Annotated in this window: 21 protein-coding genes; 10 read left to right on the top strand and 11 right to left on the bottom strand. The window is 29.7% G+C overall.

Annotated features, from left to right (window positions below; translation table 11 throughout):
• Positions 1–67 precede the first annotated feature (67 nt).
• The gene (gene gcvP / locus ACMFBB_RS18030; RefSeq protein WP_435262123.1) at positions 68–2,923 is read left to right on the top strand and encodes an aminomethyl-transferring glycine dehydrogenase; all 2,856 of its coding nucleotides are present in this window, start codon (positions 68–70) and stop codon (positions 2,921–2,923) included.
• A gap of 343 nt (positions 2,924–3,266) precedes the next feature.
• On the opposite strand, the gene ACMFBB_RS18025 is transcribed toward gcvP, so the two are convergent.
• The 3 genes from ACMFBB_RS18025 to ACMFBB_RS18015 all read right to left on the bottom strand — a co-directional run bounded on the left by ACMFBB_RS18025 (position 3,267) and on the right by ACMFBB_RS18015 (position 6,252).
• Positions 3,267–4,358, bottom strand: coding sequence for a class I SAM-dependent methyltransferase (locus tag ACMFBB_RS18025; protein WP_435262122.1), 1,092 nt, complete (start codon positions 4,356–4,358; stop codon positions 3,267–3,269).
• 36 nt (positions 4,359–4,394) lie between these two features.
• The gene (locus ACMFBB_RS18020) at positions 4,395–5,906 is read right to left on the bottom strand and encodes an FMN-binding glutamate synthase family protein (protein WP_435262121.1); all 1,512 of its coding nucleotides are present in this window, start codon (positions 5,904–5,906) and stop codon (positions 4,395–4,397) included.
• A 94-nt stretch (positions 5,907–6,000) separates the two neighbouring features.
• Complete coding sequence (locus ACMFBB_RS18015) at positions 6,001–6,252, bottom strand: type B 50S ribosomal protein L31 (RefSeq protein ID WP_435262120.1); 252 nt, start codon at positions 6,250–6,252, stop codon at positions 6,001–6,003.
• 174 nt (positions 6,253–6,426) lie between these two features.
• Between ACMFBB_RS18015 and ACMFBB_RS18010 the strand changes: the two genes are divergently transcribed.
• From ACMFBB_RS18010 to rlmB, 6 genes are all read left to right on the top strand, one after another.
• On the top strand, positions 6,427–7,485 hold the full coding sequence (locus ACMFBB_RS18010) for a glutaminyl-peptide cyclotransferase (RefSeq protein WP_435262119.1): 1,059 nt from the start codon (positions 6,427–6,429) through the stop codon (positions 7,483–7,485).
• A gap of 55 nt (positions 7,486–7,540) precedes the next feature.
• Complete coding sequence (locus ACMFBB_RS18005; RefSeq protein WP_435262118.1) at positions 7,541–9,040, top strand: hypothetical protein; 1,500 nt, start codon at positions 7,541–7,543, stop codon at positions 9,038–9,040.
• 231 nt (positions 9,041–9,271) lie between these two features.
• Entirely contained in the window at positions 9,272–10,204 is a 933-nt protein-coding gene (locus tag ACMFBB_RS18000; RefSeq protein WP_435262117.1) for a TonB-dependent receptor plug domain-containing protein, read from the top strand.
• Entirely contained in the window at positions 10,170–12,410 is a 2,241-nt protein-coding gene (locus ACMFBB_RS17995) for a SusC/RagA family TonB-linked outer membrane protein (protein WP_435262116.1), read from the top strand. The genes ACMFBB_RS18000 and ACMFBB_RS17995 overlap by 35 nt, the downstream gene beginning before the upstream one ends.
• A gap of 13 nt (positions 12,411–12,423) precedes the next feature.
• Positions 12,424–13,848, top strand: a complete 1,425-nt coding sequence (locus ACMFBB_RS17990; RefSeq protein WP_435262115.1) for a RagB/SusD family nutrient uptake outer membrane protein — start codon at positions 12,424–12,426, stop codon at positions 13,846–13,848.
• A gap of 83 nt (positions 13,849–13,931) precedes the next feature.
• Entirely contained in the window at positions 13,932–14,669 is a 738-nt protein-coding gene (gene rlmB, locus ACMFBB_RS17985) for a 23S rRNA (guanosine(2251)-2'-O)-methyltransferase RlmB (protein WP_435262114.1), read from the top strand.
• 102 nt (positions 14,670–14,771) lie between these two features.
• On the opposite strand, the gene ACMFBB_RS17980 is transcribed toward rlmB, so the two are convergent.
• Positions 14,772–15,485: a rhomboid family intramembrane serine protease gene (locus tag ACMFBB_RS17980; RefSeq protein ID WP_435262113.1), complete on the bottom strand. Its 714-nt coding sequence runs from the start codon at positions 15,483–15,485 to the stop codon at positions 14,772–14,774.
• 138 nt (positions 15,486–15,623) lie between these two features.
• Here ACMFBB_RS17980 and ACMFBB_RS17975 point away from each other — a divergent pair, with 138 nt between their 5' ends.
• Complete coding sequence (locus ACMFBB_RS17975) at positions 15,624–16,895, top strand: replication-associated recombination protein A (RefSeq protein ID WP_435262112.1); 1,272 nt, start codon at positions 15,624–15,626, stop codon at positions 16,893–16,895.
• A 19-nt stretch (positions 16,896–16,914) separates the two neighbouring features.
• Here ACMFBB_RS17975 and ACMFBB_RS17970 read toward each other — a convergent pair whose 3' ends face one another.
• From ACMFBB_RS17970 to ACMFBB_RS17955, 4 genes are read right to left on the bottom strand one after another with little or no spacing between them, the layout of a single operon-like run.
• On the bottom strand, positions 16,915–17,658 hold the full coding sequence (locus tag ACMFBB_RS17970; RefSeq protein WP_435262111.1) for a hypothetical protein: 744 nt from the start codon (positions 17,656–17,658) through the stop codon (positions 16,915–16,917).
• Positions 17,658–19,037, bottom strand: coding sequence for a DUF5723 family protein (locus ACMFBB_RS17965; protein WP_435262110.1), 1,380 nt, complete (start codon positions 19,035–19,037; stop codon positions 17,658–17,660). Before ACMFBB_RS17965 ends, ACMFBB_RS17970 begins: the two co-directional genes overlap by 1 nt.
• Positions 19,037–19,588 carry a hypothetical protein gene (locus ACMFBB_RS17960; protein WP_435262109.1) on the bottom strand — a complete coding sequence of 184 codons (552 nt, stop codon included), beginning with the start codon at positions 19,586–19,588 and terminating at the stop codon, positions 19,037–19,039. Before ACMFBB_RS17960 ends, ACMFBB_RS17965 begins: the two co-directional genes overlap by 1 nt.
• A gap of 36 nt (positions 19,589–19,624) precedes the next feature.
• The gene (locus tag ACMFBB_RS17955) at positions 19,625–20,305 is read right to left on the bottom strand and encodes a YjjG family noncanonical pyrimidine nucleotidase (RefSeq protein ID WP_435262108.1); all 681 of its coding nucleotides are present in this window, start codon (positions 20,303–20,305) and stop codon (positions 19,625–19,627) included.
• A gap of 64 nt (positions 20,306–20,369) precedes the next feature.
• Between ACMFBB_RS17955 and ACMFBB_RS17950 the strand changes: the two genes are divergently transcribed.
• Both ACMFBB_RS17950 and ACMFBB_RS17945 read left to right on the top strand, forming a co-directional pair.
• Positions 20,370–21,497, top strand: coding sequence for a glycosyltransferase family 4 protein (locus ACMFBB_RS17950; protein WP_435262107.1), 1,128 nt, complete (start codon positions 20,370–20,372; stop codon positions 21,495–21,497).
• Positions 21,494–22,759, top strand: coding sequence for a hypothetical protein (locus ACMFBB_RS17945; RefSeq protein WP_435262106.1), 1,266 nt, complete (start codon positions 21,494–21,496; stop codon positions 22,757–22,759). The genes ACMFBB_RS17950 and ACMFBB_RS17945 overlap by 4 nt, the downstream gene beginning before the upstream one ends.
• Here ACMFBB_RS17945 and ACMFBB_RS17940 read toward each other — a convergent pair.
• Genes ACMFBB_RS17940 through radC form a run of 3 tightly spaced genes read right to left on the bottom strand, consistent with a single transcriptional unit; the run spans position 22,749 to position 25,681 of the window.
• The gene (locus ACMFBB_RS17940; protein ID WP_435262105.1) at positions 22,749–23,654 is read right to left on the bottom strand and encodes a hypothetical protein; all 906 of its coding nucleotides are present in this window, start codon (positions 23,652–23,654) and stop codon (positions 22,749–22,751) included. The genes ACMFBB_RS17945 and ACMFBB_RS17940 overlap by 11 nt on opposite strands.
• The gene (locus ACMFBB_RS17935) at positions 23,654–24,958 is read right to left on the bottom strand and encodes a polysaccharide deacetylase family protein (RefSeq protein WP_435262104.1); all 1,305 of its coding nucleotides are present in this window, start codon (positions 24,956–24,958) and stop codon (positions 23,654–23,656) included. Before ACMFBB_RS17935 ends, ACMFBB_RS17940 begins: the two co-directional genes overlap by 1 nt.
• Positions 24,959–24,994: 36 nt before the next feature.
• A complete protein-coding gene (gene radC / locus ACMFBB_RS17930; RefSeq protein WP_435262103.1) occupies positions 24,995–25,681 on the bottom strand; it encodes a RadC family protein in 687 nt (228 codons plus the stop codon).
• Between the last annotated feature and the right edge of the window lie 62 nt (positions 25,682–25,743).

Raw genomic sequence — 25,743 nt, 5'->3', positions numbered from 1 at the left:
GATAAAAATATGCTTAATAAATCATCTATTTTAATTATTTTTGAGGCACTTAAAACAAACAGCACAAATGAACACAAATTCATTTCAATTAAGACACATTGGTCCTCGTGTTAAGGATCAAGAAAACATGCTAAAGACCATCGGAGTAGATTCTTTAGATCAAATTATTAATGAAACTATCCCTGATGATATTCGATTACAGAAAGAGCTAAATTTAGCTCCTGCAATGAGTGAATACGAATATCTAGGGCATATAAATGAACTAGCTGCCAAAAATAAAGTTTTTAAAAGTTATATAGGTTTAGGGTACCATGAAGCAATTGTACCTAGCGTAATTCAACGTAATATTTTAGAAAATCCAGGATGGTATACAGCCTACACTCCTTACCAAGCTGAAATTGCTCAAGGTCGTTTAGAAGCTTTATTAAATTACCAAACTATGGTTTGTGATTTAACAGGAATGGAATTAGCTAATGCTTCTTTATTAGATGAAGCTACTGCTGCCGCTGAAGCAATGGCTTTATTGTTTGATGTTCGTGAAAGAGCTAAGAAAAAAGCTGGTGCTAACAAATTTTTTGTTTCTTCAGAAATTTTACCGCAAACGTTATCGGTATTACAAACCCGAGCAATTCCTATAGGAATTGAGTTAGTCATTGATAATCATGAAAACTTTGATTTTTCTGATGACTTCTTCGGAGCTATTGTTCAATACCCTGGAAAACACGGACAAGTATATGACTATACTGATTTTGTTACCAAGGCAAATGAAAACAACATAAAAGTTGCTGTAGCTGCTGATATTTTATCTTTAGTTTTATTAAAAGCACCTGCAGAATTTGGAGCTGACGTAGTTGTTGGTACAACGCAAAGGTTTGGTATCCCTTTAGGGTATGGAGGTCCTCATGCTGGTTACTTTGCTACTAAAGAAGCATACAAACGAAATATCCCCGGGCGAATTATAGGCGTTACTAAAGACAAAAATGAAAATCGTGCTTTACGCATGGCTTTACAAACTCGTGAACAACATATTAAACGAGAAAAAGCCACTTCAAATATTTGTACTGCACAGGTTTTATTAGCTGTAATGGCTGGAATGTATGCCGTTTATCACGGTAAAAACGGCTTAAACTTTATTGCTAATCAAGTTCATGCCGCAACTACAACATTAGCTAGTGGATTAGAAAGATTAGGTTTTAAACAAAAAAACAGTGCTTATTTTGATACCCTTTTAGTTGAAGTTGAAGCTAGTAAATTGCGTTCTGTTGCTGAATCAAATGGAATAAACTTTAACTATATTGATGAGAACCACGTTTCTATTTCTGTAAACGAAACAGTTGGTTTGAATGAAATAAACGCAATTATTGATTGTTTCGAACAAACTTTCAACGTACAAGATATTACGATAACTGAATTCACTTCTACTAACGTAATACCTACTAACATACAAAGAAATACCACTTTCTTAGAAAATGAAATTTTTAACACGTATCAATCTGAAACAGATATGATGCGTTATATTAAAAAACTAGAACGTAAAGATTTAGCATTGAATCATTCAATGATTTCTTTAGGTTCTTGTACGATGAAGTTAAATGCAGCTTCTGAAATGTTACCTTTAAGTAACCCACAATGGGGTAACATCCATCCTTTTGTTCCTTTAAATCAAGCAGAAGGATATCAAGAAATGCTTCTAAATTTAGAACAACAATTAAATGTTATTACTGGGTTTGCAGGTACCTCTTTGCAACCTAACTCTGGTGCTCAAGGAGAATTTGCTGGATTAATGGTTATTAGAGCTTATCATAAATCAAACGGTGATGATCACAGAAATATCTGTTTAATTCCTGCATCTGCACATGGTACTAATCCAGCATCTGCTATTATGGCGGGCATGAAGGTCGTTGTAACTAAAACTGATGAAAGGGGAAACATTGATGTTGAAGATTTACGCTCAAAAGCCGAATTATACAAAGATAGTTTAGCTGCCTTAATGGTTACATATCCATCTACTCATGGAGTTTACGAAAAAGCCATCAAAGAAATCACTCAAATTATACACGATAATGGTGGACAAGTGTATATGGACGGTGCTAACATGAATGCTCAAGTAGGTTTAACCAATCCTGCAACCATTGGAGCTGATGTTTGTCATTTAAATTTACACAAAACTTTTGCCATACCTCATGGAGGTGGTGAACCAGGAGTTGGCCCAATTTGTGTAGCTCCTCAATTAGTTCCTTTCTTACCAACTAACCCAATTATTAGTACTGGTGGAAACAATGCTATTACTGCAATTTCAGCAGCCCCTTGGGGTTCTGCTTTGGCTTGTTTAATCTCTTATGGATATATTACAATGCTAGGTGCTGATGGACTAACAAATTCAACAAAAATTGCAATTTTAAATGCAAACTACATAAAAGAAAGATTGCATGGTCATTTTGACACATTATACACTGGTGAAATGGGACGTGCTGCCCATGAAATGATTTTAGATTGTAGATCTTTTAAACAAAATGGTATTGAAGTAGTAGATATAGCAAAACGATTAATGGATTATGGTTTCCATGCTCCAACTGTATCATTCCCTGTTGCTGGAACTATTATGGTTGAACCAACCGAAAGTGAAAGTGTGATTGAACTAGACCGTTTTTGTGATGCTTTAATTTCTATAAGAAAAGAGATTAATGAAGCTGTAAAAGACAACACCAATAATGTTTTAAAGAACGCTCCTCATACTCAGGAGATGTTAACCGCTGATGAATGGGATTTACCATACTCTCGTAAAGAAGCGGCTTTCCCTTTAGAATATATTGCTGAAAACAAATTTTGGCCCTCTGTTCGAAGAGTTGATGATGCTTATGGAGATAGAAACTTAATCTGCTCATGTAATCCAATAGAAGACTACATGGAGGTTGAAGCCTAAGAACATAATATACATTATATTTAAAACCACCTAAAATAAACTTTAGGTGGTTTCTTATTTACTTGTCCTATCAAAATATAATACTTTACACTTAAATGTTAATTTACAGAATCTACAGATTCAAATTGTACAAAGTGAACACAAAAGGACTATTTTAAAAACTTTAAGCAATACACTTCAGCAATATCATTTATATTATTTAAAGATAAATCCCAATATAAACCACTAATCAACTAATTATATAACTGTTTTAGACACGTTTATTTATTGAGATAAAAAAAACTAATATTAAAAGTAGCTCTTGATCCTAGTCTATCTCAATTAATATTTAGAATTATTACCCTTAACAAACACATTCATAAATTATAAATCTTACATTCTCTTTTACTACAGTAACTTTACTAAACAAAATGCTTAAATGAGTTTTATAATTCAAATGCTTATTAGCAACTAAAACAAAACGTCCATTTTTATTCAAAACCCTAATTACTCCTTTAAACAACTCTAAAGCAATCTCTATATTATTTTCATATTCAAAATGAAAGGGCGGATTAGAAACTACCAAATCAAAATAATTTTCTTCTAAATCATGTAAATCATTTCCACAAATAAACGTAGCCTTAGTGTTTTTTAAATTAAGTTTAGAGGAAGCAATTGCTAAATTAAAATCATCTATTAAAGTAACTTCTGTTTTTGGATACTTGTTAAGTAAATCATAAGCAATCACACCATTACCACAAGCTAAATCTAACACCTTAAACTCATTAGGCAATACCATTATATGCTGTAAAAAAAACTGTGTTCCAATATCTATTTTCCCAGAAGAAAACACTCCATAATATTGACAAAACTCTTTTCCTTTATAAGATATCTTATTTAAAGTATCCTTGTACTCAATCTTGTTTTTTGGTTTTTTTAAAACTAATAATCTTGCTTTTTTCCATGCTTTAGACTGATCTAATACTTCAAAATAATTTGAGGCTATTTTTAAAAAAGATGATGAAAAGTATTTAGTCATAAAACCACAGACAACTTCAGTAGAAGAAATAGATGATTTATGAACTTGTTGCAAAAAAAGCTCAAATAACTCTAAAGATTTTGGAATCTTAATTAATGCTAACTCTACTTTTTCCAAACTATCTAAAGGAGTTTTGTAGACAATATCGGTTTTTAAATTATTTAGTATTTGATTATGCTTAATTGCCTTTTTCTGACTCGCATAACTCCAAACAGTAGTTACCTTTTTAGTATTTAAAGTACAATTCCAAAAACCAAAGCGATCATTAAATAAATGAATATTTTTTGTTTCTTTATTTATAGCATACTCTAAAACCAGTAACTCAGCACTACTCCATGCTTTTAACGTTTTATCATCTGTTTTTGGATAACGTTCTAATTGATACTTTTGACTGTTTATAGTAAGGATTGATTCCAAAAAATCTTATTTTTATATTTATTATTTAATAAAAAACTATCTTTCGTAAATTTCATCTAAAGAAATAATATCTCCAGCTCTACTCCTTCTAAAAACATGCCTTGCGGTAATATCACTAATGGTATTTTTACCCATAGCTGCAGCTACTTCTTTAACTGCATCAATTGTTTTATTATGATAGTTTTTAACTCTTTCATTTTTGTATTTAACCACTAAGGCCTCCACCAAGTCTTCATCTTGTGTTGCAACACCTACAGGACAAGTATCCAAATTACATTCTCGCGCTTGAATACATCCTAAACTCAACATAAAACTGCGAGCCATACCTATTGCATCAGCTCCTAAAGCTAAATATTTAACCACATCAAAAGCATCAATAGCTTTTCCACTTGCTATGATTTTAATTTGCTTTTTTAACTTATACTTTTTTAATGTTTTATTCACAAAAACCAAACCGTCTAATAAAGGTGTACCTACATAATTAGAAAACTCAAGAGGTGCTGAACCAGTTCCTCCTTCTCCTCCATCAACAGAAATAAAATCTGGGTAGTTATTAACCTTTGCAAAGGTCTTAATCATTTCTTCAATTTCATCATTATCACCAACACAAAACTTAATTCCAACAGGCTTTCCTCCACTCAAATCTCTAACTTTCTGAATAAAAGAAATCATTTCTTCAAAATTAGAAAAAGCATCATGATTAGGAGGTGAATCAACTCTAGTAAATGGCTCTACAGAACGGATTATTGAAATTTCTTCGGTATTTTTCTTAGCTGGTAAAATTCCTCCGTGTCCTGGCTTAGCACCCTGCGAAAACTTAATTTCAATCATTTTGACTTTTGGTCTTAATGCGTTTTCCCTAAAAACTTGGTCGTCAAAAACACGTTTGCCATTAACTGTCGTTCCAGCTCCAAAATATCCTGTACCAACTTGAAAAATCAAATCGCCTCCCTGTAGATGATAAGGAGACACTCCTCCTTCTCCTGTATTATGAGCAAACCCACCCATTTTAGCTCCTTGATTTAAAGCCATAATCGCATTTTTACTCAAAGAACCAAAAGACATTGCTGAAATATTTATAATCGAGGCATTATACTTTTGAATACATTTATCAGATCCTATTAACACTCTATCTCCTTTTACTTTTCGGTAATCATATGGAAACAGAGAGTGTTTTACAAACTCATAGCCTTTTGCATATACGTCATGCTGGGTACCAAAAGGAACTGTTTCAATTTCCTTCTTCGACCGTTGGTATACAATACTTCTTTTCTCTCTATTAATTGGTCTACCATTTAAGTCGTTCTCAATAAAATATTGCTGAATTTTTTCACGCTCCTCTTCAAAAACCCATCGCAATCTAGCTACTATTGGAAATGCTCTCATTAATGAGTGCTTTTTTTGTAAAAAAGCATCATATATTGCTAATAAAGTTAAAACCGATGCTATAATTAATAAAATATAATTCCCTAAGTCTGGAATAAAATACACCAATACACCACATAAAACATTCGCAACAAAAACAACTGCCAAAATAGTGTTTCTCATTCTTCTGGATTTTACAGGCTAAAATACAAGATTTTTACCATAAAAAAAGCTCTGATAGTAATCAGAGCTTTTTTTATATTGAGTATAAACAAAATTATTTTTTAAATTTTGAATATTTATTTTTGAATTTATCAATACGTCCTGCAGTATCTACTAATTTAGATTTACCTGTATAGAACGGATGAGAAGTTCTAGAGATTTCTAATTTTAATAATGGATACTCTTTTCCATCAACTTCTAAGGTCTCTTTAGAGTTAGCTGTTGAACGAGTTAAAAATACATCTCCGTTAGACATATCTTTAAATGCTACCATTCTATAATTTTCTGGGTGTATACCTTTTTTCATCTTTTAAAAAACTTTAATCTTTATAGTGAACTTGTTTATAATTGGTAAGATTTTAAACGCATTCAGTAATCTCAAAAACCTGCAATGGCTATTTGAAGGTGCAAATTTAATTCTTTTTTTTAATTTCCAAACAAAAAATTGTTTTAATTTGTAGTATTAATACATAAATTGAAAATGAAACTACAAAATATGCGTATCTATAAATATTTGACTTTACTTGCACTCCCCTTAACCATAATAACATCCTGTAGTGAAACTAGTTATAAGTTCAAACTAAATACTAGTAAAAAGGTTAACCTTGGAGATAACGCTGCTATTAAATTTGAACAAATCAAAGGTAATGCAATTGATTCCGTTCATATATACATTAATAATAAACGTATTAACAACAAGGAAACTAGTATTGTGATTAATACAAATGATTTTGGAGTTGGTAAACATGCAGTAACAGCAGTTGTTTTTTACCCAAAAAAATCAAAAAAACTAAATAATTCTATTGAAATTTTAGCTAATAAAAAACCTGAGCTTTACAAGTATAAAATCATAAATACTTTTCCTCATGATAAAAATGCTTATACACAAGGCTTAGAGTTTTACAATGGTTTTTTATATGAAACCACTGGTAAAAGAGGAAAATCTTCTTTAAGGAAGGTAGAACTACAAACAGGTAAAATTTTACAAAAAATTGATCTCAACAAAAAATATTTTGGAGAAGGAATGACCATTTTTAACAATAAAATATACTGGTTAACTTGGCAAGCTCGAAAAGGTTTTATTTATGACTTAGAAACTTTTAAAAAATTAGGAGAATTTAATTACAGTAATAGTAATGAAGGATGGGGATTAACTCATAGTAAAGAAGAACTAATTAAATCGGATGGAACAAATAAAATTTGGTTTTTAAATCCAAATAACCAACAAGAAAAAAGAAGTATACAAGCTTACACTAATAAAGTTTCTCTAGAAAAGTTAAATGAACTTGAATTGATCAATGGTAAAATTTATGCTAACTATTGGCAAAAACCTTTAATTGCTATCATTAACCCTAAAAACGGTGTTGTAGAAGGCATAATAGATTTAAAAGGCTTAGTAAAAGAAATGGAAAAAACACAAAGATTAGTTGATGAAGATGATGTTTTAAATGGTATAGCGTATAACCCAGAAAACAATCATATATATGTTACAGGTAAACATTGGGGTAAATTATTTGAAATTGAATTGGTAAAACAATAAAACCTTCAATCTAAGGTTATAATGTTAATTTTATTAAATTTATGATACTTTGCTTATGAGGTATATTTATTGCATATTAGTTGTTTTTTTATTAATTATCAGTAGTTCTTGTAGAAAAGATTTTGAAACCATGCCAAGTTTTGGGAATCTCGAATTCTCAAAAGACACTGTATTTTTAGATACTATTTTTAGTAATATAGGATCAGCAACATATAACTTGAAAGTTTATAATAAAAGTAGCAATGCTATTACTATACCAGAAATAAAGCTAGAAAACGGGATAGCTTCTAACTATCGGTTAAATGTAGATGGAACTCCTGGGAAGGATTTTAAGAATATTGAAATTTTAGCAAACGACAGTTTATATGTTTTTGTTGAAACTACTATAGATTTTAATACTATAACGAATCCACTTTATACCGATAAAATCTTATTTGATAATGGCAACAATCAACAAGATGTAGATTTAGTAACTTTAGTACAAGATGCTCATTTTATTTTCCCTGCGAAAAATAACATGGGTATTGAAACACTAACTATAGATGGTAAAGATTCTAAAATACAAGGACGGTTTCTAAAAGATAGTGAACTAACTTTCACCGCTGAAAAACCATATGTAATTTATGGATATGTAGCTGTGCCTACTAATAAAACTTTAACCATAAATGCTGGTGCCAAACTTCACTTTCATAGAAACTCTGGATTAATTGTAGACAATAAAGCTAGTTTAAAAGCAAACGGAACTCTAAGCAAAAAAATACTTTTCCAAGGAGACAGGCTAGAGCATGCCTTTAATGATGTGCCTGGGCAATGGGGTACCATATGGATGCGAGCAGGCAGTAAAGAAAACATATTAAATAATACTTTAATAAAAAATGGGATCGTAGGAATTCTTGTAGACAGCATAGGGCATAACACAACACCTACTTTAACTATAAAAAACACAGAAATTTACAACAACTCTAGTTATGGAATCTTAGGTAGAAACACCAATATACTGGGTGAAAACATAGTTATAGGGAACACTGGACAATCTTCACTAGCTTGTACATTTGGAGGAACATATAATTTTACTCATGCTACTTTTTCTAATTTTTGGAATAACAGCTTACGACAGTTACCTGCTGTTTTGGTAAATAACTTTATAGCGTTTACCAACAATAACGGTCAAGAAAACATAATAACAAGAGATTTGTTAGCTGCTAATTTCTCAAATTGTATTATTGATGGGAATAACAATATTGAGTTTTTTTTAGAAAAAAGCGATAAAAGCTTATTTAACTATAGCATAAAAAATTGCATGATTAAATTTAATGACATAAATAATGAGTTAACGAATAACCAAGAATTGAAATTTGACAACACTGCACATTATCAAAATATTTATTTAAATAGATTTTCAAATTTCAAAGATGTTGCCTCAAATAACTTTAATATTGGAGATAAAAGCGAAGCTATTAACAAAGGATTCTTAACTACAGTCACTTTTGACATTCTGGGGGTTAACAGAGCTTCAACTATAGATTTAGGTGCTTACCAACACATTACTTTTTAATTCCCACCACAAAAAAACACCAACATAACTAATTACTAACCAAAACAATAAGACATACAAACATTATTTTTCTCTATTTAATAACGAAGAAAAAAATTAGTTTAAATATTTTCATATTTAATAAAATCTTCAATAAAACAAAGACTTCTGCTAGATAGTTTTTGTTAAAAAAGTTGTTTTTTTAAGAATATTTTAAGATTTTAGCGACTAATTAATTCAAATAATTATATAATGAGAACAAAGTTTAATGGAATTTTAACGCTCTTATTAGCGTTTCTTGTTCATGTTACGTATGCGCAAGATAGAGTCATTTCAGGTACTGTTTCAGATGAATCTGGTCCTTTACCTGGGGTTACTATTTTAAAAAAAGGTACTACAAATGGTACTGAAACAGATTTTGACGGTAATTATTCTTTAAAAGTTAAAACGGGAGATATTCTTGTTTTTAGCTTTGTTGGAATGAAAACTGCTCAAAAAGTTGTTGGGTCTTCAAATAGAATTGATATCACGTTACAGAATGACAACCTTCTTGATGAAGTTGTTGTCGTAGCATATGGTACTCAAAGTAAAAAAGCTATTGTAGGTTCGGTTTCTATTTTAAATAATGAAATTATAGAAAAGCAACAAGTAGTATCTGTTACAAATGCACTTCAAGGGAGTGTTCCTGGGGTAAATATTATTTCTGCTGGTGGTCAACCTGGTGATAACCCAACGATTCGTGTTCGTGGTGTAGCTTCGATTAGTGCCAATGCTTCTCCACTTATTATTCTAGATGGAACACCTTATAACGGTAACATCAACTCAATTAGTTCTGATCAAATTGAATCTATGTCTGTATTAAAAGATGCTGCTTCTACAGCTCTTTATGGATCAAGGGGGTCAAATGGAGTTATCCTAATTACTACTAAGAAAGGTAAGTTTAACGCTCCTACAAGAGTAACTGTTAGATCTTCTGTTGGTTTCGCAAATCAAGCGGTTAATCCTCATAAACTAATGAGTACTGATGATCAATTTAGATATACTTGGGAAGCAATAAGGAATACTAATCAATACGTAAACGGTCAATCTCCAGCTTTAGCAGCAACAAATGCTTCTAACAATCTAGTTTCTGGATTTGGTTATAACCCTTATGGTCCGTACCGTTGCAAACCCTGTAGATACTAATGGTAATCTAGTAACTTCAAATAAATTATGGGATACTGATTGGAGGTCATTACTTTTTAATGATGCTGCAATTAGAAAAGAGCACGGTTTAACCGCATCCGGAGGTAGTGAAACTTCTAGTTTCTTCTTCTCAGTTAATTACTTAGATCAAGAAGGTACAATTTCAAAATCTGATTTTGAACGTGTTACTACAAGATTAAACTACTCTGGAAAATTAAAAGATTGGTTAGAATTAGGTTTTAACACTTCTTATTCAACGTCAAGTCAAAATAACCCAACCCAATCTGGTAGTGCATTCCAAGCAGCTACCCAATGGACTACAAGTGTTTCTTCAATATACCCAGTATACAAAAGAGATGAAAATGGTCAATTAGTATATGATAACAGTGGTAACAAAATTTTTGACTACGGTAATAATTCGGGGCAACCTGTAAACGGAACAAGAGCTGTTTTTGAAGGTGAAAATGCATATGGTGCTTTATTCAATTATACAAGATTAAGAAGAAGAGATAACATTCAGGCTAATGGTCACATTCAATTTAACATAACTGAAAATTTAAATTTTAGGTCTACTTTAGGATATGAGAAAGTAATTTTTGACTCATATGAATATGTTCACAATGAATTCGGTTTCGCCGCTAACGTTGGAGGTAGAGTTACTCAAAGAAGAAATTTAACCACTACCTTAAACTTTATTAACGCTTTAAATTACAAGAATTCTTTTGGAAATCACTCTATAGATGCAAGTATAATTCAAGAAGCTTATAAATTTAAAAGTGATATTTTTAATGCACAAGGTGTAGGCTTTTTACCAAATGTTCAAGTTTTAAACGGGAGTACTACTCCAGAAAATGTTGGCGGTTATATAGACGAGGAAAGGCTAGAGTCTTATTTAGGTAGACTTTCTTATAATTATAATGAGAAGTATTTTTTAGAGGGTTCATTTAGACGTGATGGTTCTACTAGGTTTAATAAAGATGTAAGATGGGGAGATTTCTTCTCTGTTGGTGGTTCTTGGATAATCTCAAACGAATCTTTCTTAGAAGGTAATGAATTTATTAATTATTTAAAGTTAAAAGCATCTTACGGTGAATTAGGTAACAATAAAGTATTAGATGAAAACAATAATGCTTTATACTTCCCTTATACATCTCCTTTTGTTACTGGCTGGAATGAATTAAATAACACGGGTGTTATTTTAGGTGCTGTTTCTGATCCATTTATTACATGGGAAAAAACTTCTTTATCTAATATAGGTTTAGATTTTGGTATACTTAACAACCGAATTAGTGGTAGTATTGAATATTACAAGAAAAAATCTATCGATTTAATATACGCAGTTCCATTACCTACATCTACAGGTAACGATGCTATTAGAACCAATGCTGGATCAATTGGAAATTCAGGGGTAGAATTAAACTTAAACTCTCAAAATGTAGTTAGTGAAAACTTTGAATGGAATACAAACTTAAACTTAACATTCCAAAAAAATGAAATTCTTGAATTAACTCAGGAACAGTTTATTTTTGGAACAAAGTTATGGAAAGTAGGAAATTCTTTATATGAATTCTACATACAAGAATATGCTGGTGTTGATCCTGCAACTGGTGAAGCATTATGGTATATGGATGAAGTTGATGCTGCTGGAGAACCTACTGGAAACAAAATTACAACGAATGATTATTCTCAAGCAACCAGATATGAATCAGGAAAAGAATCTTTACCTGATGTTATTGGTGGTTTAACCAATTCATTCAAATATAAAAACTGGGATTTAAACATCTTAATGAACTTTAGTATAGGAAGTTATGTATACGATGGAACCTATGCAGGGTTAATGGGTGGTTTTGAAAATTTGGGTAGAGCTGCTTCTCCTGATTTAGTTAACCGTTGGCAAAAGCCTGGAGATATTACTGACATACCTCGTTTACAAGCTAGCAATAACGATTTTAGTGCTCAATCTGATAGATTTCTATTTAAAAACGACTATTTAAGACTTAAAGCTTTAACACTTGGATACACTTTACCTACAGATGTTGTAGAAAAAGCTGGATTAAGTAAATTCAGAATTTATTTCCAGGGTGACAATTTACTAACTTTCCAGAGTCATAAAGGTATTGATCCTGAGCAAAGTTTAGCGGGTACAACGAATAGTAGATCTTTTAATCAAAGAATTTATTCTTTTGGAATTAATTTAGAATTATAAAAACATTAAAAAGATGAAAAAAAATTTAACACGTTTTATCACATTACTTCTTGTAGCTTCTGCTATTGTTAGCTGTAGTGATGATTTTTTAAACGAACCGAAAAGGACAGATGTAGTAAATGACGCTGTAGTATTTGGTTCTAGAACTGGTGCTGACGCTTTCGTTTCAGGTATTATGAGAAGGTTTAGAGGACAATTTACTGCAACTGATGCAGCTGGAGTTAACTCTATTTATTATGCAAGAACAGTAAAAGGTAATGATATCATTCAACGTAATACTTGGTTTGGTTTTGACTATGAAAATGATAACAGGGAACCTACCTATAGAAGAACTCGTTTTGCTTGGGAATATCCGTTTTACATGATTAATCAAGCAAACGCTTTAATTAATGGTGCTACTGCTTCAAGCTTATCTGACATAGATAAAAAACAAATTATTGGTCAAGGTAGAGCTATTAGAGCTTTCTTTTACTTTCAATTAGCAATGGAGTTTCAACATACGTATACCTATGACAAAACATTACCTGCACCGCCTATTTATATGGAACTATCAACTAAAGGCAAACCTATGAGCACTTTAGAGGATATGTATAAAGTAATCGTTGATGATTTAGTGTACGCTACACAAAATTTAGATGCTAGCAGATTAGCTAAATCTTACGTTAATCAAAATGTTGCTTATGGAATTTTGGCAAGGGTATACCAAACTATGAATAACTGGACTGGTGCAGAAGATGCCGCTAGAAAAGCTTATGGTGGAGGTTCACCTGCTAGTGTTTTAAATGGTAATTATAATAATGGATTTAACGATATTTCAAATTCAGAATGGATTTGGGGTAGTGCACAAAGCACTGATCAATCTAACTATTACTGGGGAGCTCCTCATGCACATGCTGATCACTATGTTTTATCATATGCAGGTACTTTTATAAACAATGATTTTGTTGCTTTATTTAGTCCAAGTGATATCAGAAATATATTTGTTAGAGCTTATGGTGTTCCAGCAACTGATTACAGAAACTACATTACAAGAAAGTTTACTTTCAACTTTGATTCTGATCATCCAATAATTAGAACAGCTGAAATGTTATTAGTTGAGGCTGAAGCAAAATACCATAATGGTGATGCAACTGGAGCACATAATTTATTATTTGCTTTACAGTCTCAAAGAGATCCATTAGCTGCTAAATCATCTAATACTGGACAAGCTTTACTTGATGAAATTCTTGTAGAAAGAAGAAAAGAGTTGTATGCTGAAATCGGTGTAGAATGGTTTGATGCTAAAAGATACAGAAAAGGTATTACAAGGACTGGGAATCAAAGAATTTTGACTTCTGCTTCTTTAAGCCCTGATGATAAAAGATTTTTCTTAAAAGTTCCTCAATCTGAAATTGATGCAAATGATGCTATCGATGATAGTGTTAACACAAACAGATAGGCTTTTTATCTTTTAAAATAAATTAAAACCACCTCTCTAAAAGAGGTGGTTTTTTTATGCTATAAATTAACTACATTTGCACCATGGAAGAAAACACAGTTATTTTTGGTATTAGAGCAATTATTGAAGCTATTGAAAGTGGTTCGTCAATAAACAAAGTATATCTTCAAAAAGGTTTGAGAGGTGATCTATTTTTTCAACTAGAGAAATTAGTAAAAAAAAATAAAATTTCAACCAGTGTTGTCCCAAACGAGAAATTAGACCGTCTTTCCAAGCATAGTAACCACCAAGGAGCAGTTGCAAAAATTTCACCTATAGAATTTCATGATTTAGAAGCTTTATTAGAAACAACTCTTGAAAAAACTGATAAACCTTTATTTCTATTATTGGATCAAGTTTCTGATGTAAGAAATTTTGGAGCCATTATAAGAACTGCTGAATGTACTGGTGTTCATGGAATCATTATTCAAAAAGGAGGAAGTGCTCCTGTGAATGCTGAAACTATAAAAACCTCAGCAGGAGCTGCTTTTAAAATACCCGTTTGTAAAGTTGATCATATTAAAGATGCAATATTTCAATTGAAAGCTGCTGATATTAAAATAGTTTCTGCTACAGAAAAAACAGAAAATTCTATTTATGATATCAATTTTAATCAACCTTTAGCCATTATAATGGGATCTGAACACAAAGGGGTTAGTAACTCTGTTTTAAAACTTTCAGATTACAAAGCGAAATTACCACTTCTTGGTGAAATCGAATCACTGAATGTCTCTGTTGCTTGTGGCGCATTTTTATATGAAACCGTTAGGCAACGATTGTAAAATGTAAATACCATATATTTCGAAAAATAAAAACTTAAAAGTACTCTTAAATTGTAATATAATTTATAGAGTACTTTTAAGTTTTTTCATAATAGTCTAATGTTATTCTTCTTCGATATAAATATACTTGTAGTTAATCTGTTTTAAACTTTCAAGCTCTTCTTCATTAATTATTTCTGGAGCTAAATAATTACCTTCTTCATCAAACATTTCATCAAATTCAGTTTTAGAAAACTCGAAATTTTCTTTTACAATGCCTTCTTTTCTATAAAGAAACGAAAAAAAACTTCCTATCAAAAAACCTGATAAATGCCCTTCCCACGACATCCCTTCTTTAATAGGTAAAACATACCAAACCATACTACCATAAAGAAAAATAATAACTAATGATACCGCTATCAATCTGAAATGTTTTTTTATAATTCCACTAAAAAAAGTGAAACTAAAAAGTAAATAAACAACACCACTAGCACCTATATGATGAGCTTCTCTAGCAATTAACCAAGTTAATAATCCCGTTAATAGACCTCCATAAATCAATACTCTATAGGCAACTTTATTATAAAAGAAAAAAAGGATTGAAGATAATACAAATAATGGTATCGAGTTATTAAATAAATGACTTGTATCACTATGTATAAATGGGGAAAATAAAATTCCAACACTCCCTTTTAAAGTTCTTGGATAAACACCATACTTATTAAAATTAAGCCCGAAATTAATTTCAACCCAATAAATGAACCATATTAAGCAAACAAAACTTAAAGGGATTAAGAACAGACTATTTGAACCTTTTAATTCATCCTTATCTTTCATGATATAAAAATAGCAAAAACGCTTCCAAATAAAAATACCTGAAAAAATGACATGTAACATTCATGTTTATAATTAAATACAATATACCAGAATAGTGCAAATATTCTTAACTTTGAACTTAAAAAGGAAACTTATATAATGACTCAGCCTTTAGCAGAACGCATAAGACCAAAATCACTAAATGATTACATCAGCCAACAACATTTAGTAGGTGAAAAAGGTATTTTAACAAATCATATAAAACAAGGAATCATACCTTCTTTAATTTTATGGGGACCTCCAGGAATTGGAAAAACAACATTAGCAAATATTATTGCAAATGAATCTGGAAGACCTTTTTACACGTTAAGTGCAATAAGTTCTGGTGTTAAAGATGTTCGTGAAGTAATTGACAAAGCAAAAAAAAGCGGAGGTTTATTTACTCAAAAAAATCCTATTTTATTTATTGATGAAATTCATCGATTCAGTAAATCGCAACAAGACTCTTTATTGGGTGCTGTTGAAAAAGGATGGGTTACTCTTATAGGAGCAACAACTGAAAACCCAAGCTTTGAAGTCATTCCTGCCCTACTCTCAAGATGTCAAGTCTATATTTTAAACTCATTTGACAAAGATGATTTAATTTCTTTATTAAAAAGAGCGATGATAAAAGACGAAACCATATCTAAAAAGAAAATTAAACTAAAAGAAACAGAAGCTTTACTTCAAGTTTCCGGAGGAGATGCTAGAAAGCTATTAAACATATTTGAATTACTAGTATCCGCTGAAGATGAAATTGAAATAACAAATGAATTAGTTTTAAGAAATATTCAAAAAAACACTGTTAAGTATGATAAAACTGGCGAACAGCATTATGACATTATTTCAGCATTCATAAAATCAATCAGAGGTAGTGATCCAAACGGGGCTGTATATTGGTTAGCAAGAATGATAGAGGGTGGTGAAGATGTAAAATTTATTGCTCGTAGATTATTAATACTTGCATCTGAAGATATAGGTAATGCAAATCCAACTGCTCTAATTTTAGCGAACAACACCTTTCAAGCTGTTTCAATTATAGGGTATCCGGAATCTAGGATTATATTAAGTCAATGTGCAATTTACCTAGCTAATTCTGCAAAAAGTAATGCTTCATATACGGCTATTGGTGAAGCTCAAAATTTGGTAAAAGTAACTGGTGACTTGTCTGTTCCATTACATTTAAGAAACGCTCCTACTAAATTAATGAAAGACTTAAATTATGGTAAAGACTATCAATATTCTCATAATTACCAAGGAAATTTTGTTGAACAAGAATTTTTACCCAATGAAATAAAAGGCACTAAATTATACGAACCTGGTAACAATTCTCGTGAAAATCAATTTAGAGAATTATTAAAACAACGTTGGAAAGACAAATATAAATACTAAGAAAAATTAATTTTTCATTTTAAAACTTAATCGTAAAGTGCTTAACTATCTTCATATCCTTTTCATAATACTCAGCTGTCCATGCATTCTCATTTTTAAATAAAATTCCTTTTTTATTTTTAAAAACAAAAACATCTTTAACACTTGTTTTTAAAATTTCATAAACTCTTTCTGGTTTTGTGTTTACTAACTGAAAACCATTATTTATAGGTTGTGCATACAAAACATTGCTATCAATACTCACTTTTTTAGTTGCAGCTGCACCAATAACCTTAGCACTCTCAATAACAGGAGCCTCTATTTCTTTTTTAGGTATATCTACTACCTGAATTTTATTAGAATTATACTTATATTTTATGGCTTGTACAGATTTAAAAGCATCTCTAATTGCTTCATGATACCCTTTTTGGTAATCTTTTAATTTACTCTTCCCTATTTTTGATGTAAATACAATGTTATTATAACAATCTTTTAATTGAACAATAGTTTTTACAGTAAACATACCAGAATCATCTTTGATGGTTCCTGTTAAAGCTAAACATCTATTATCTCCTAATTCTTTAGGTAACTTTTCGTTATCTAAAAAAACATTAAAACCATATTTTTTGAATAAAAACTTTGTTAAAGAATTTGCTTGGTACTGATCTTCCTGTTTTAAAAAATCAAACCTTGTTGGAACTATCACATATTTATAATCGTTAACTTTTTTTTGACAAAAAACTGTTGTAGTTACAAACAACAAAATAAAAAATATTTTTTTCATTATTTAAAAATTAAATTGACACCTACCTGAAATGAAGCCTGATTGGCGTCAGCAATATCGGTAATTTTGAACAAATTATCTAACATTCCATATACATTAACTTTTCCTAGTTTTGCTGAAATCCCTAGTCCAAAATTAGTATATGAAAAATCATCAATAGTATATGTTACTTTTCCCTTTACACTTTCAAATACTCTTTTTTCGAGAAAACCTGTTAAAGCAAACTTAGGTCCATTAGGCCTTATAACAGAAAAAAATTGGGCACCGATGGCATTATCAAAATAATCATTATAAGATATATCATGACAGTTTTCTTCTTTTCTAGACTTGCCCCAACTATGCTTTATTGAACTATTAAATTTTATGGGTCTTGCTACTGTATAAGATTCTTTGTTTTCCTCTCGAGGGACCTGCTCTCTAAATTGACTGTCTAACTCCCCCCAATAATCAGGATTTGTAGCGTCATATTGAAATTCGATTCCTGAAAAAACAAAGTCTCCATTAATAGATCCATTTCTTACATCTTCAGAATAACTAATAAAGCCTAAATCTAATAAGCTTGCAGTAATTTCAGTTTGATTATTAAGCTTATATGTAAATCCAATATCTAATCCTACTCCTAGATTTCCTCCTAAAAATGTTTTTCCTAATAATTTACCCGCAGAAATATTTGATTCATTATTTTCATAATACACACCAGAAGTATTTCCTGCTATATTTATATTATTTAAATAATGAGAATAAATATTATCTTGACCTAATCTAGTTGTAAAACTACCAGAATTTCCAGAAGTTGTTACATTAACAGCTCCTGAATAAATTTTTAATCTAGATCCAAAAGTAATTTTAGGATTCAATCTTCTTGATATACCAACATGTAAAACTCCTATAAACTCAGACTTCACATTTGCCTGTGATAGAGAAAAGCTTCTATTTACATTAGACGCGTTACCATTATTAATTAAGCTCAAAATGTCTTTGGGTATGGTAGCAAATGCATCCATCTCTAGATAAAAACCAGCTGTAATATAGTCTCTATCATTTAATTTATATCCCGCATTTAAAACTTCAATTTGAGAATTTATCTGTACATAATCATTTTCTGATAATTTATTGAGTGCTTCTCTATATTTAGCAGTAAAGTTTACGCCATCATTTCTAAACACATCGGCTAGGGTAATTCCAGTAATCCCTAAATTTGAGGATATATTTGACAACAATGGAATTCCTGCATGATATTTATAATTTGTTACTGCTCCAGGATTTAATAATAAAGTCTGTGGTATTTCATCAAACCCATACAAAATCTGTTTGTTTTGTGCGTAAAATGTTTGCATAACTCCAAAAAGAGTTATCAAAATAATTAATATCTTTTTCATTATTTTATTTTAAAATAAAAGGTTCCCGCAGATTTAAAAGTGAACACCTTACGTTCATTTATATTTATAACAGACCCATCCGAGCTTGGCAATAATTCTAATATTACCTCTATTTTTTTTGAATTTAAAATACTGTTGTCAACACTTAAATCTATTTCTTCATGAAACTTGTAATTCCTCGTATTTTCAGGAATAGCTATTTGTCTTACATTATAAACATCAATACCCGATTCATCCAAAAATTTAAAATCTAAAGTAAATTTTCTATTAAATGGATTGTCAATTTCAAAATCAATATCAATTTTAACTAAATCCTTTGTTACAGAATTTTCAAAAACAAAAAAATTTGAAGTATCAGTTATACGAGTAATTTCTGTTCCGGATGCATTTACAAAGGTAGTTTGATCTAATTTACTGTAAGCTAGTGAAGCAACAAATGTTGGTGATATTTCAAGGTCTTTCGCCTGATCAAAATCTAAATCCTTTACACAGGAAGTAAAAAAAACAAGGGTTAAACAGACAATAAATTTAAACACATTTTCTTTTGTCATAATTATTATAGTAGGTTAAACTTAAACGGTAAAATTTTATAAATATTGCTTCAAATCTAGTAAAGAACTAACACTAGCCACCTCATTACCAACAAGTTTTTCTTCAGTGAAATGTATTGCATTCATTCCTGTATTCAATGCCCCTATAATGTCAGCTTCATAACTATCTCCAATCATAATGGATTCTTTTGGTAAAGCTTGCGCTTTAGATAACGCAAATTCAAAAACTCGGGGATTCGGTTTTTTTACCCCAACACTTTCTGAAGTAACTATAATATCGAAATATTTAGAGATTCCTGATTTTTCCATCTTCAATTGTTGAACTTCTTCAAAGCCATTAGTTATGATATGTAGTTGATATTGTTTTTTTAAATATTCTAATGTTTCTATTGTTCCATCAAACAAGTTACTAAAATTTGGCAAATACTTAATATAATCTTCAGCTATTAAATCAATTAAATCATCAGTTATAACATAATTTAAAGCATCAAATGTGTCTTTAAGTCTTTTATACCTTAAATTAGATTTTGTTATTTTTTCATCTCTATACAATCTCCAATACCTAAAGTTAATAGGAGAATAAACCTTAATAAACTCAGCAAAATCAAGTGCAATATTTTGTTCTTTAAATATTTGCTTAAAGGTTAACTCCGAATTTTTTTCAAAATCCCACAATGTATGATCTAAATCAAAAAAAAGATGCTTAATATTCGTCATGTTTCAAATTTAAAGGGTTTTATTATTAAAAAAACTATTTTAGCACAAAATTTACTACAAAATTTTGATAAAAAGTAAACTTCATATCCTTTTTTTATGTGGATGGTATCCTTCAAGGGTATTACCAAATAATGGTGATTTTATTCAACGACATGCTGAGGCAGTGAATACATTACATAAAGTTTCAGTTTTACACATAATTTCTGACCCTTCATTACATAAAAACATTGAAATTACATCAAAATCAATCAATGGAATTTACACTCATATAGCCTACATAAAACACAGTAAAAACCCTTTACTAAAAATAATTCGCTTTTGTAGAGCATTCGGAATTTTATTAAAAAAAATCGGTCACTTTGACATAGTACATCTTAATAAATTATACCCTTTTGGAATAGTAGCTTTGTATTTAAAATTGCACAAAAAAAAACAGTATATTATTTCTGAACATTGGACAGGCTACCACATGCCATTAGCAAAAAGCATTTCTAAAACTGAATTATTATTATCGAAGTATATTACTAAACAAGCAACTGTAATATGCCCTGTTTCTGATAATTTAAAGCAATCTATGCAAAAGTTAAACTTGAGTGGAAATTACCTAAAAGTTCCTAATGTAGTGAATACTGATTTATTTTTACCATCTAAAAAAACAGCCAACCTATTTACTATCGTTCATGTATCAAATATGCTTGATTCACATAAAAATGTATCAGGAATTATAAATACCATTTGTGAATTAAATAAAACCACTACTGACTTCCAATTAATTTTAATTGGAGAAAACTCTTTAAAATATAGAGTTTTGGCCGATAAGTTGAAAATTACTCATAAAGTAAAGTTTATTAATCATATCCCTCATTTAAAAGTGATAAACTACATTCAACAAGCTGATGTTTTTGTATTGTTTAGTAACTATGAAAATTTACCTTGTGTCATTCTAGAAAGTTTTGCTTGTGGTACACCAGTAATTAGTTCTAATGTTGGAGGTATTTCTGAATATTTTCCAAACAAATTCGGTTTTTTAATTGAACCAAGAAATGAACTTCAATTACTAAATAAATTAAAATATGTATACAACTATCCAAAGAGCAATAAAGAAGAAATGCATAAATATGCCAAAGAAAATTTTAGTGACATGAGCATTGCTAATCAATTTTCCAAACTATATGAAAAAGCATTAAATTGAATTTAATTAAAGCCTACATACAAAATTTTTTAAATCGTGCTGGTGGTTATATTTTCACAGCTACTGTTGTAGCAAGGATATTCTCTTTTTTAACCTCTTGGATTGCCTTACAATTAATTCCTAACAAAGAACTTGGATTGGTTTTATTTTCTTGGAATATTATTACTTTTTTAATTCCTTTTATTGGCTTTGGGCTTCACCAAAGCTATATACGTTATGGAGCCTTGACTAACAATAATAAAGAACGAGAATTCCTCCTCAATTATGTATTAAAAAATGGTGTTATTGCATCTGGAATTCTTTCAATTATAATTGCTTCTATAGGTTTTTTATTTCCTTTTAAATTATTTAAAACAGGATACTATTTAAGTACTTTTTCTTTGATTTTTATTCCTCTCTTTTTATTTGAAGTTATTAAAATAAAAGCACGCCTTGAACATCGTAATAAAGTAGTAGCTTATTCTGAAATAATATACAACTCTCTTTTAATTATAACTGTAAGTTTATTTTGCTACTTTTTTACAGAAAAAGGATATGTTATTGGATTTATATTAACTCCAATTATTACTGTTTTTATATTCCGAAAAGAAATAAGCATCCAATTAAAACCAGAATTAAAAAAACCTTTTTTTATTAATAAAGAATTTTGGAAATATGGTTTTTTTGGTGGTTTAGCCAATGTGGCTACCATGTTACTTTTTGCTATTGATATTTTATTAGTGGGATATCTTCTAGAAAAGCCAGAAAGCGTAACTGCTTATAGATATATATCTATAATTCCTTTTAGTATCTTATTTTTACCGAGGGTTTTCATTACTACAGATTTTGTTTCATTTACTGAGAAAATTACTCAAAAAAAGTATATTTATAACTACATAAAAAGTTACATGTTATTGTTTTCGGCAATAAGCATAGGGTTTGTGCTCTTTTTTTATCTTTTTGATGAAACAACGTTAACTTTTTTTGATACAACCTTTGTTCAACACACTGAAAGTTTTTTTATTTTAAATTTAGGCGTATGTGGAATTTTAATATTTAGAGGTATTTTTGGAAATCTTTTATCTTCTATTGGAAAAATAAAAGCGAACTATTATATAACATTAATTGCACTATGCATAAATATAGTTAGTAATTACTATTTAATTCCCAAATTAGGTATTAGAGGAGCTGCAATAACCTCAGCTTTATTAATGTGGTTTACAGGTTTAACATCTTGTTTTACTTTTTTTTATTACTATAAGAAAAACAATTTTATCGTTTAAAAAACTTAACTATTTTGGGTAAATTATTATAATACAATTGGGTATATTTTTCATCAATTGCTCCAAAACTTTTATAATAAGCAGCAATTTTTTTCATGGAAGAACCTCCAAAATCAAAAACATCAAAATTCCTTGAATATTTGTAAATTGCTCTATCATTCATAAATGTATTAGCTCCATTTTTACGATTCTTAAAATCAGAAGAACACACTAATTCAGTTACTCTTTTTTTATGTTTTAGAAAAAAAGCTCCAGAAACTATCCTATTATCCTTATCATAAATGGTTAAAAGTTCCCCTATTTTCTTGCGAATACAAACCTGCATTAATGCTAATAATTTATCATAATCTTTGTCTGAAATTTTTTTTACACGTTTACCTACATTTTCTTTGAATAGGTTAATTAAAACCGTTGGACAATCATTCCAGCATTCATTTAAATCATAAGATACAGCTTTTTTTAATTCTCTTTTTCTGTTTCTGTTGTACTTAGTACAAATAACTTCATATTCTCTATTTAATGGTAAAATTTGAATTCTTTTTTCTTGTTGAAATACAGAAAACATGCTAAATGAGTTCATATAATTCATACGTAATTCTACAAAATTAAAGTTATCAAATAACTCAATTAAAAATTCATTTTCATCTTCAACCTGTTTTGAATAAATACCTAATTGAATTAACCAAAATGGTGGGTATACATATTTTATAAAAGCTTTTCTTCTGAAAGGCAAAGGCATTACTGCTTCATAATCATTCAATACTAAAACATCCCAATTATCAGTTACCATATCTAGATACCATGAAAACCCAAACACATTGGACTGTAAAGAATTACTAATACAATCATTATACTTATCTTCCTCTACATCTTTTCTTTTTACAAACGAAATCATTAAACTTTTACTATTTTTAACATCGAATCATACAATCTACTCCAACCTCTCCAACGCTGATATCCACTAAGACTTTCATTATGAAATAATGTTATAAAAACACCATTCACTCTTTTTACCTCATTTTTTAGATCTCTAATTTTACCAAGGGCCTGTTTAGGAGTTAATTTCATATAATCATTTAAAGTTGTGTCCATTACCGCAAAAGGAAAAATTTTTAAAGGAGTTTGTATCTCAAAATCAATATCAAAAAAATAAAATGGTGTACAAGTACTCGCTCTAAATCCCGCATGACTTGCATATCCCATAGAATAATCTTCTTCGATTTCTAAATCGATTAATTTCTGATATGTGTCAGGTAATGAAAACCGCAAATAATGTTGCCTTGATCTTTTTATGGGCATGTTTGTAATATTCTCTAAACGCTCTTTTTCTTTTTTCAACATAGTCAAATTATTCATTGTATAATAAGAAGGGTGTAAGCCTACTCTTGCATAGTCTACCATATTCTTAATTAATAATTTAAATTTGGGTTTTGAAGCAGAAACATTGGTATCAAACGTTGTATAATCAGCTATCAAAAAAAAGAAAAGAGTTCTAATATCGTATTGTTTTTTTAAATCAAGAATCTTTTGAAAGGTATCAAACGGGTCTTTTTTAATATTGAAACGAATACTAAACCTATCCCATAAATTAAAAATATTTAACTGATAAGCATCTTTGAAAAATCCTCCTACAGTTCTAACAAAACTTTTATGTTTATAGGCAAAAGCATTATCAACATCAATTGTTGATATAAAACTGTATTTCCTATAACTATATTCATACTCAGGAAATCGTTGTTTTAATTCTTCCAAAAACATATATGCCCAAATATCTATTAGCGGTTTTTCTAAAAAATTATATTTAAAAGCAATACTTTCTGCCGCTTCAAATCGCCCATGTTTATCTTTTATATGCGGCAAGTATTCTTCATAGCGAGTAATTAGGTAAAAACTTGCTGAAAATATATCAAAAGGAATGTTTGATTTTTCACCTTGAAAGAAAAAGCAAGGAACTCCTTTCCATTTTTGTATGTGTATTTCAATATCTCTTATGCCTTGTTGAAAAAGTAAATCATGACTTTTAATAAAAAACTCTTTCCCTAATGCTACTTTAGTATATGAAAATTTGGGTCCATTATGTGCTACAAACTCTTCAACTTTATTAGTAAAACTGATAGGTATTTGTAATACACGATTTATAATATGTTTAAAAATATATCTAACTCTAGGAGTAATTTTATGCGTATAAATTAAAAGCATTTTTATAGTTTTATAAGTAGCAAAGTTTTAAAGATTTTATAAAACTCTTTCATCTGTAAAGCTAAAATACGCTTTTTCAGTAATTATTAAATGATCTAATAATTTTAAGTCTAATGTAAAAGTTGCTTTCTTTATTTTTTCTGTTAATTCAATATCTGATTTACTTGGTTTTAATTTACCTGAAGGATGATTATGACACAGTATTAAACCAATGGCAAAAAGTTCTAATGCTTTTTTTAATATAATCCGAATATCAACTAAAGTAGCTGTTAATCCACCTTTACTTATTTGTTGTTTTGCTAAAACTTTATTAGAATTATTTAAATATAAAACCCAAAATTCTTCGTGTTCCAAATCACCTATTAATGGTTGCATTATTTTTGCTACATCCAATGATGAAGTTATTTTAGGTATTTTTTGGTTTTCTTCAAACTGTTTTCTTTTACCAAACTCTAATGCAGTTACAATAGTTGTAGCTTTCGCCTCCCCTATTCCTTTAAATTGCAGTAACTCTTCAATTGATAATTTCGATAATTTATTAAGATTATTCCCTACAGATTGTAATATTCTTTTAGACAAATCTAGGGCACTTTCTTGTCTATTTCCTGAGCTTATTAATATTGCAATAAGTTCGGCATCAGATAATGTGTTTTTACCTTTCAATAATAGTTTTTCACGAGGTCTATCTTCTTGAGCCCATGACTTTATAGCTAATTTTTTCATTGTGCAATTTTTATTTTTAATTATAAATATAAATCATTTTTTGCATACCACAAACAAGCAGA

This window comes from Tenacibaculum sp. nBUS_03 (genome assembly GCF_051201695.1).
GTDB lineage: Bacteria > Bacteroidota > Bacteroidia > Flavobacteriales > Flavobacteriaceae > Polaribacter.
Note: the sequence above shows the minus strand (reverse complement) of the source record. Positions and strands in the feature narration are given on the sequence as shown.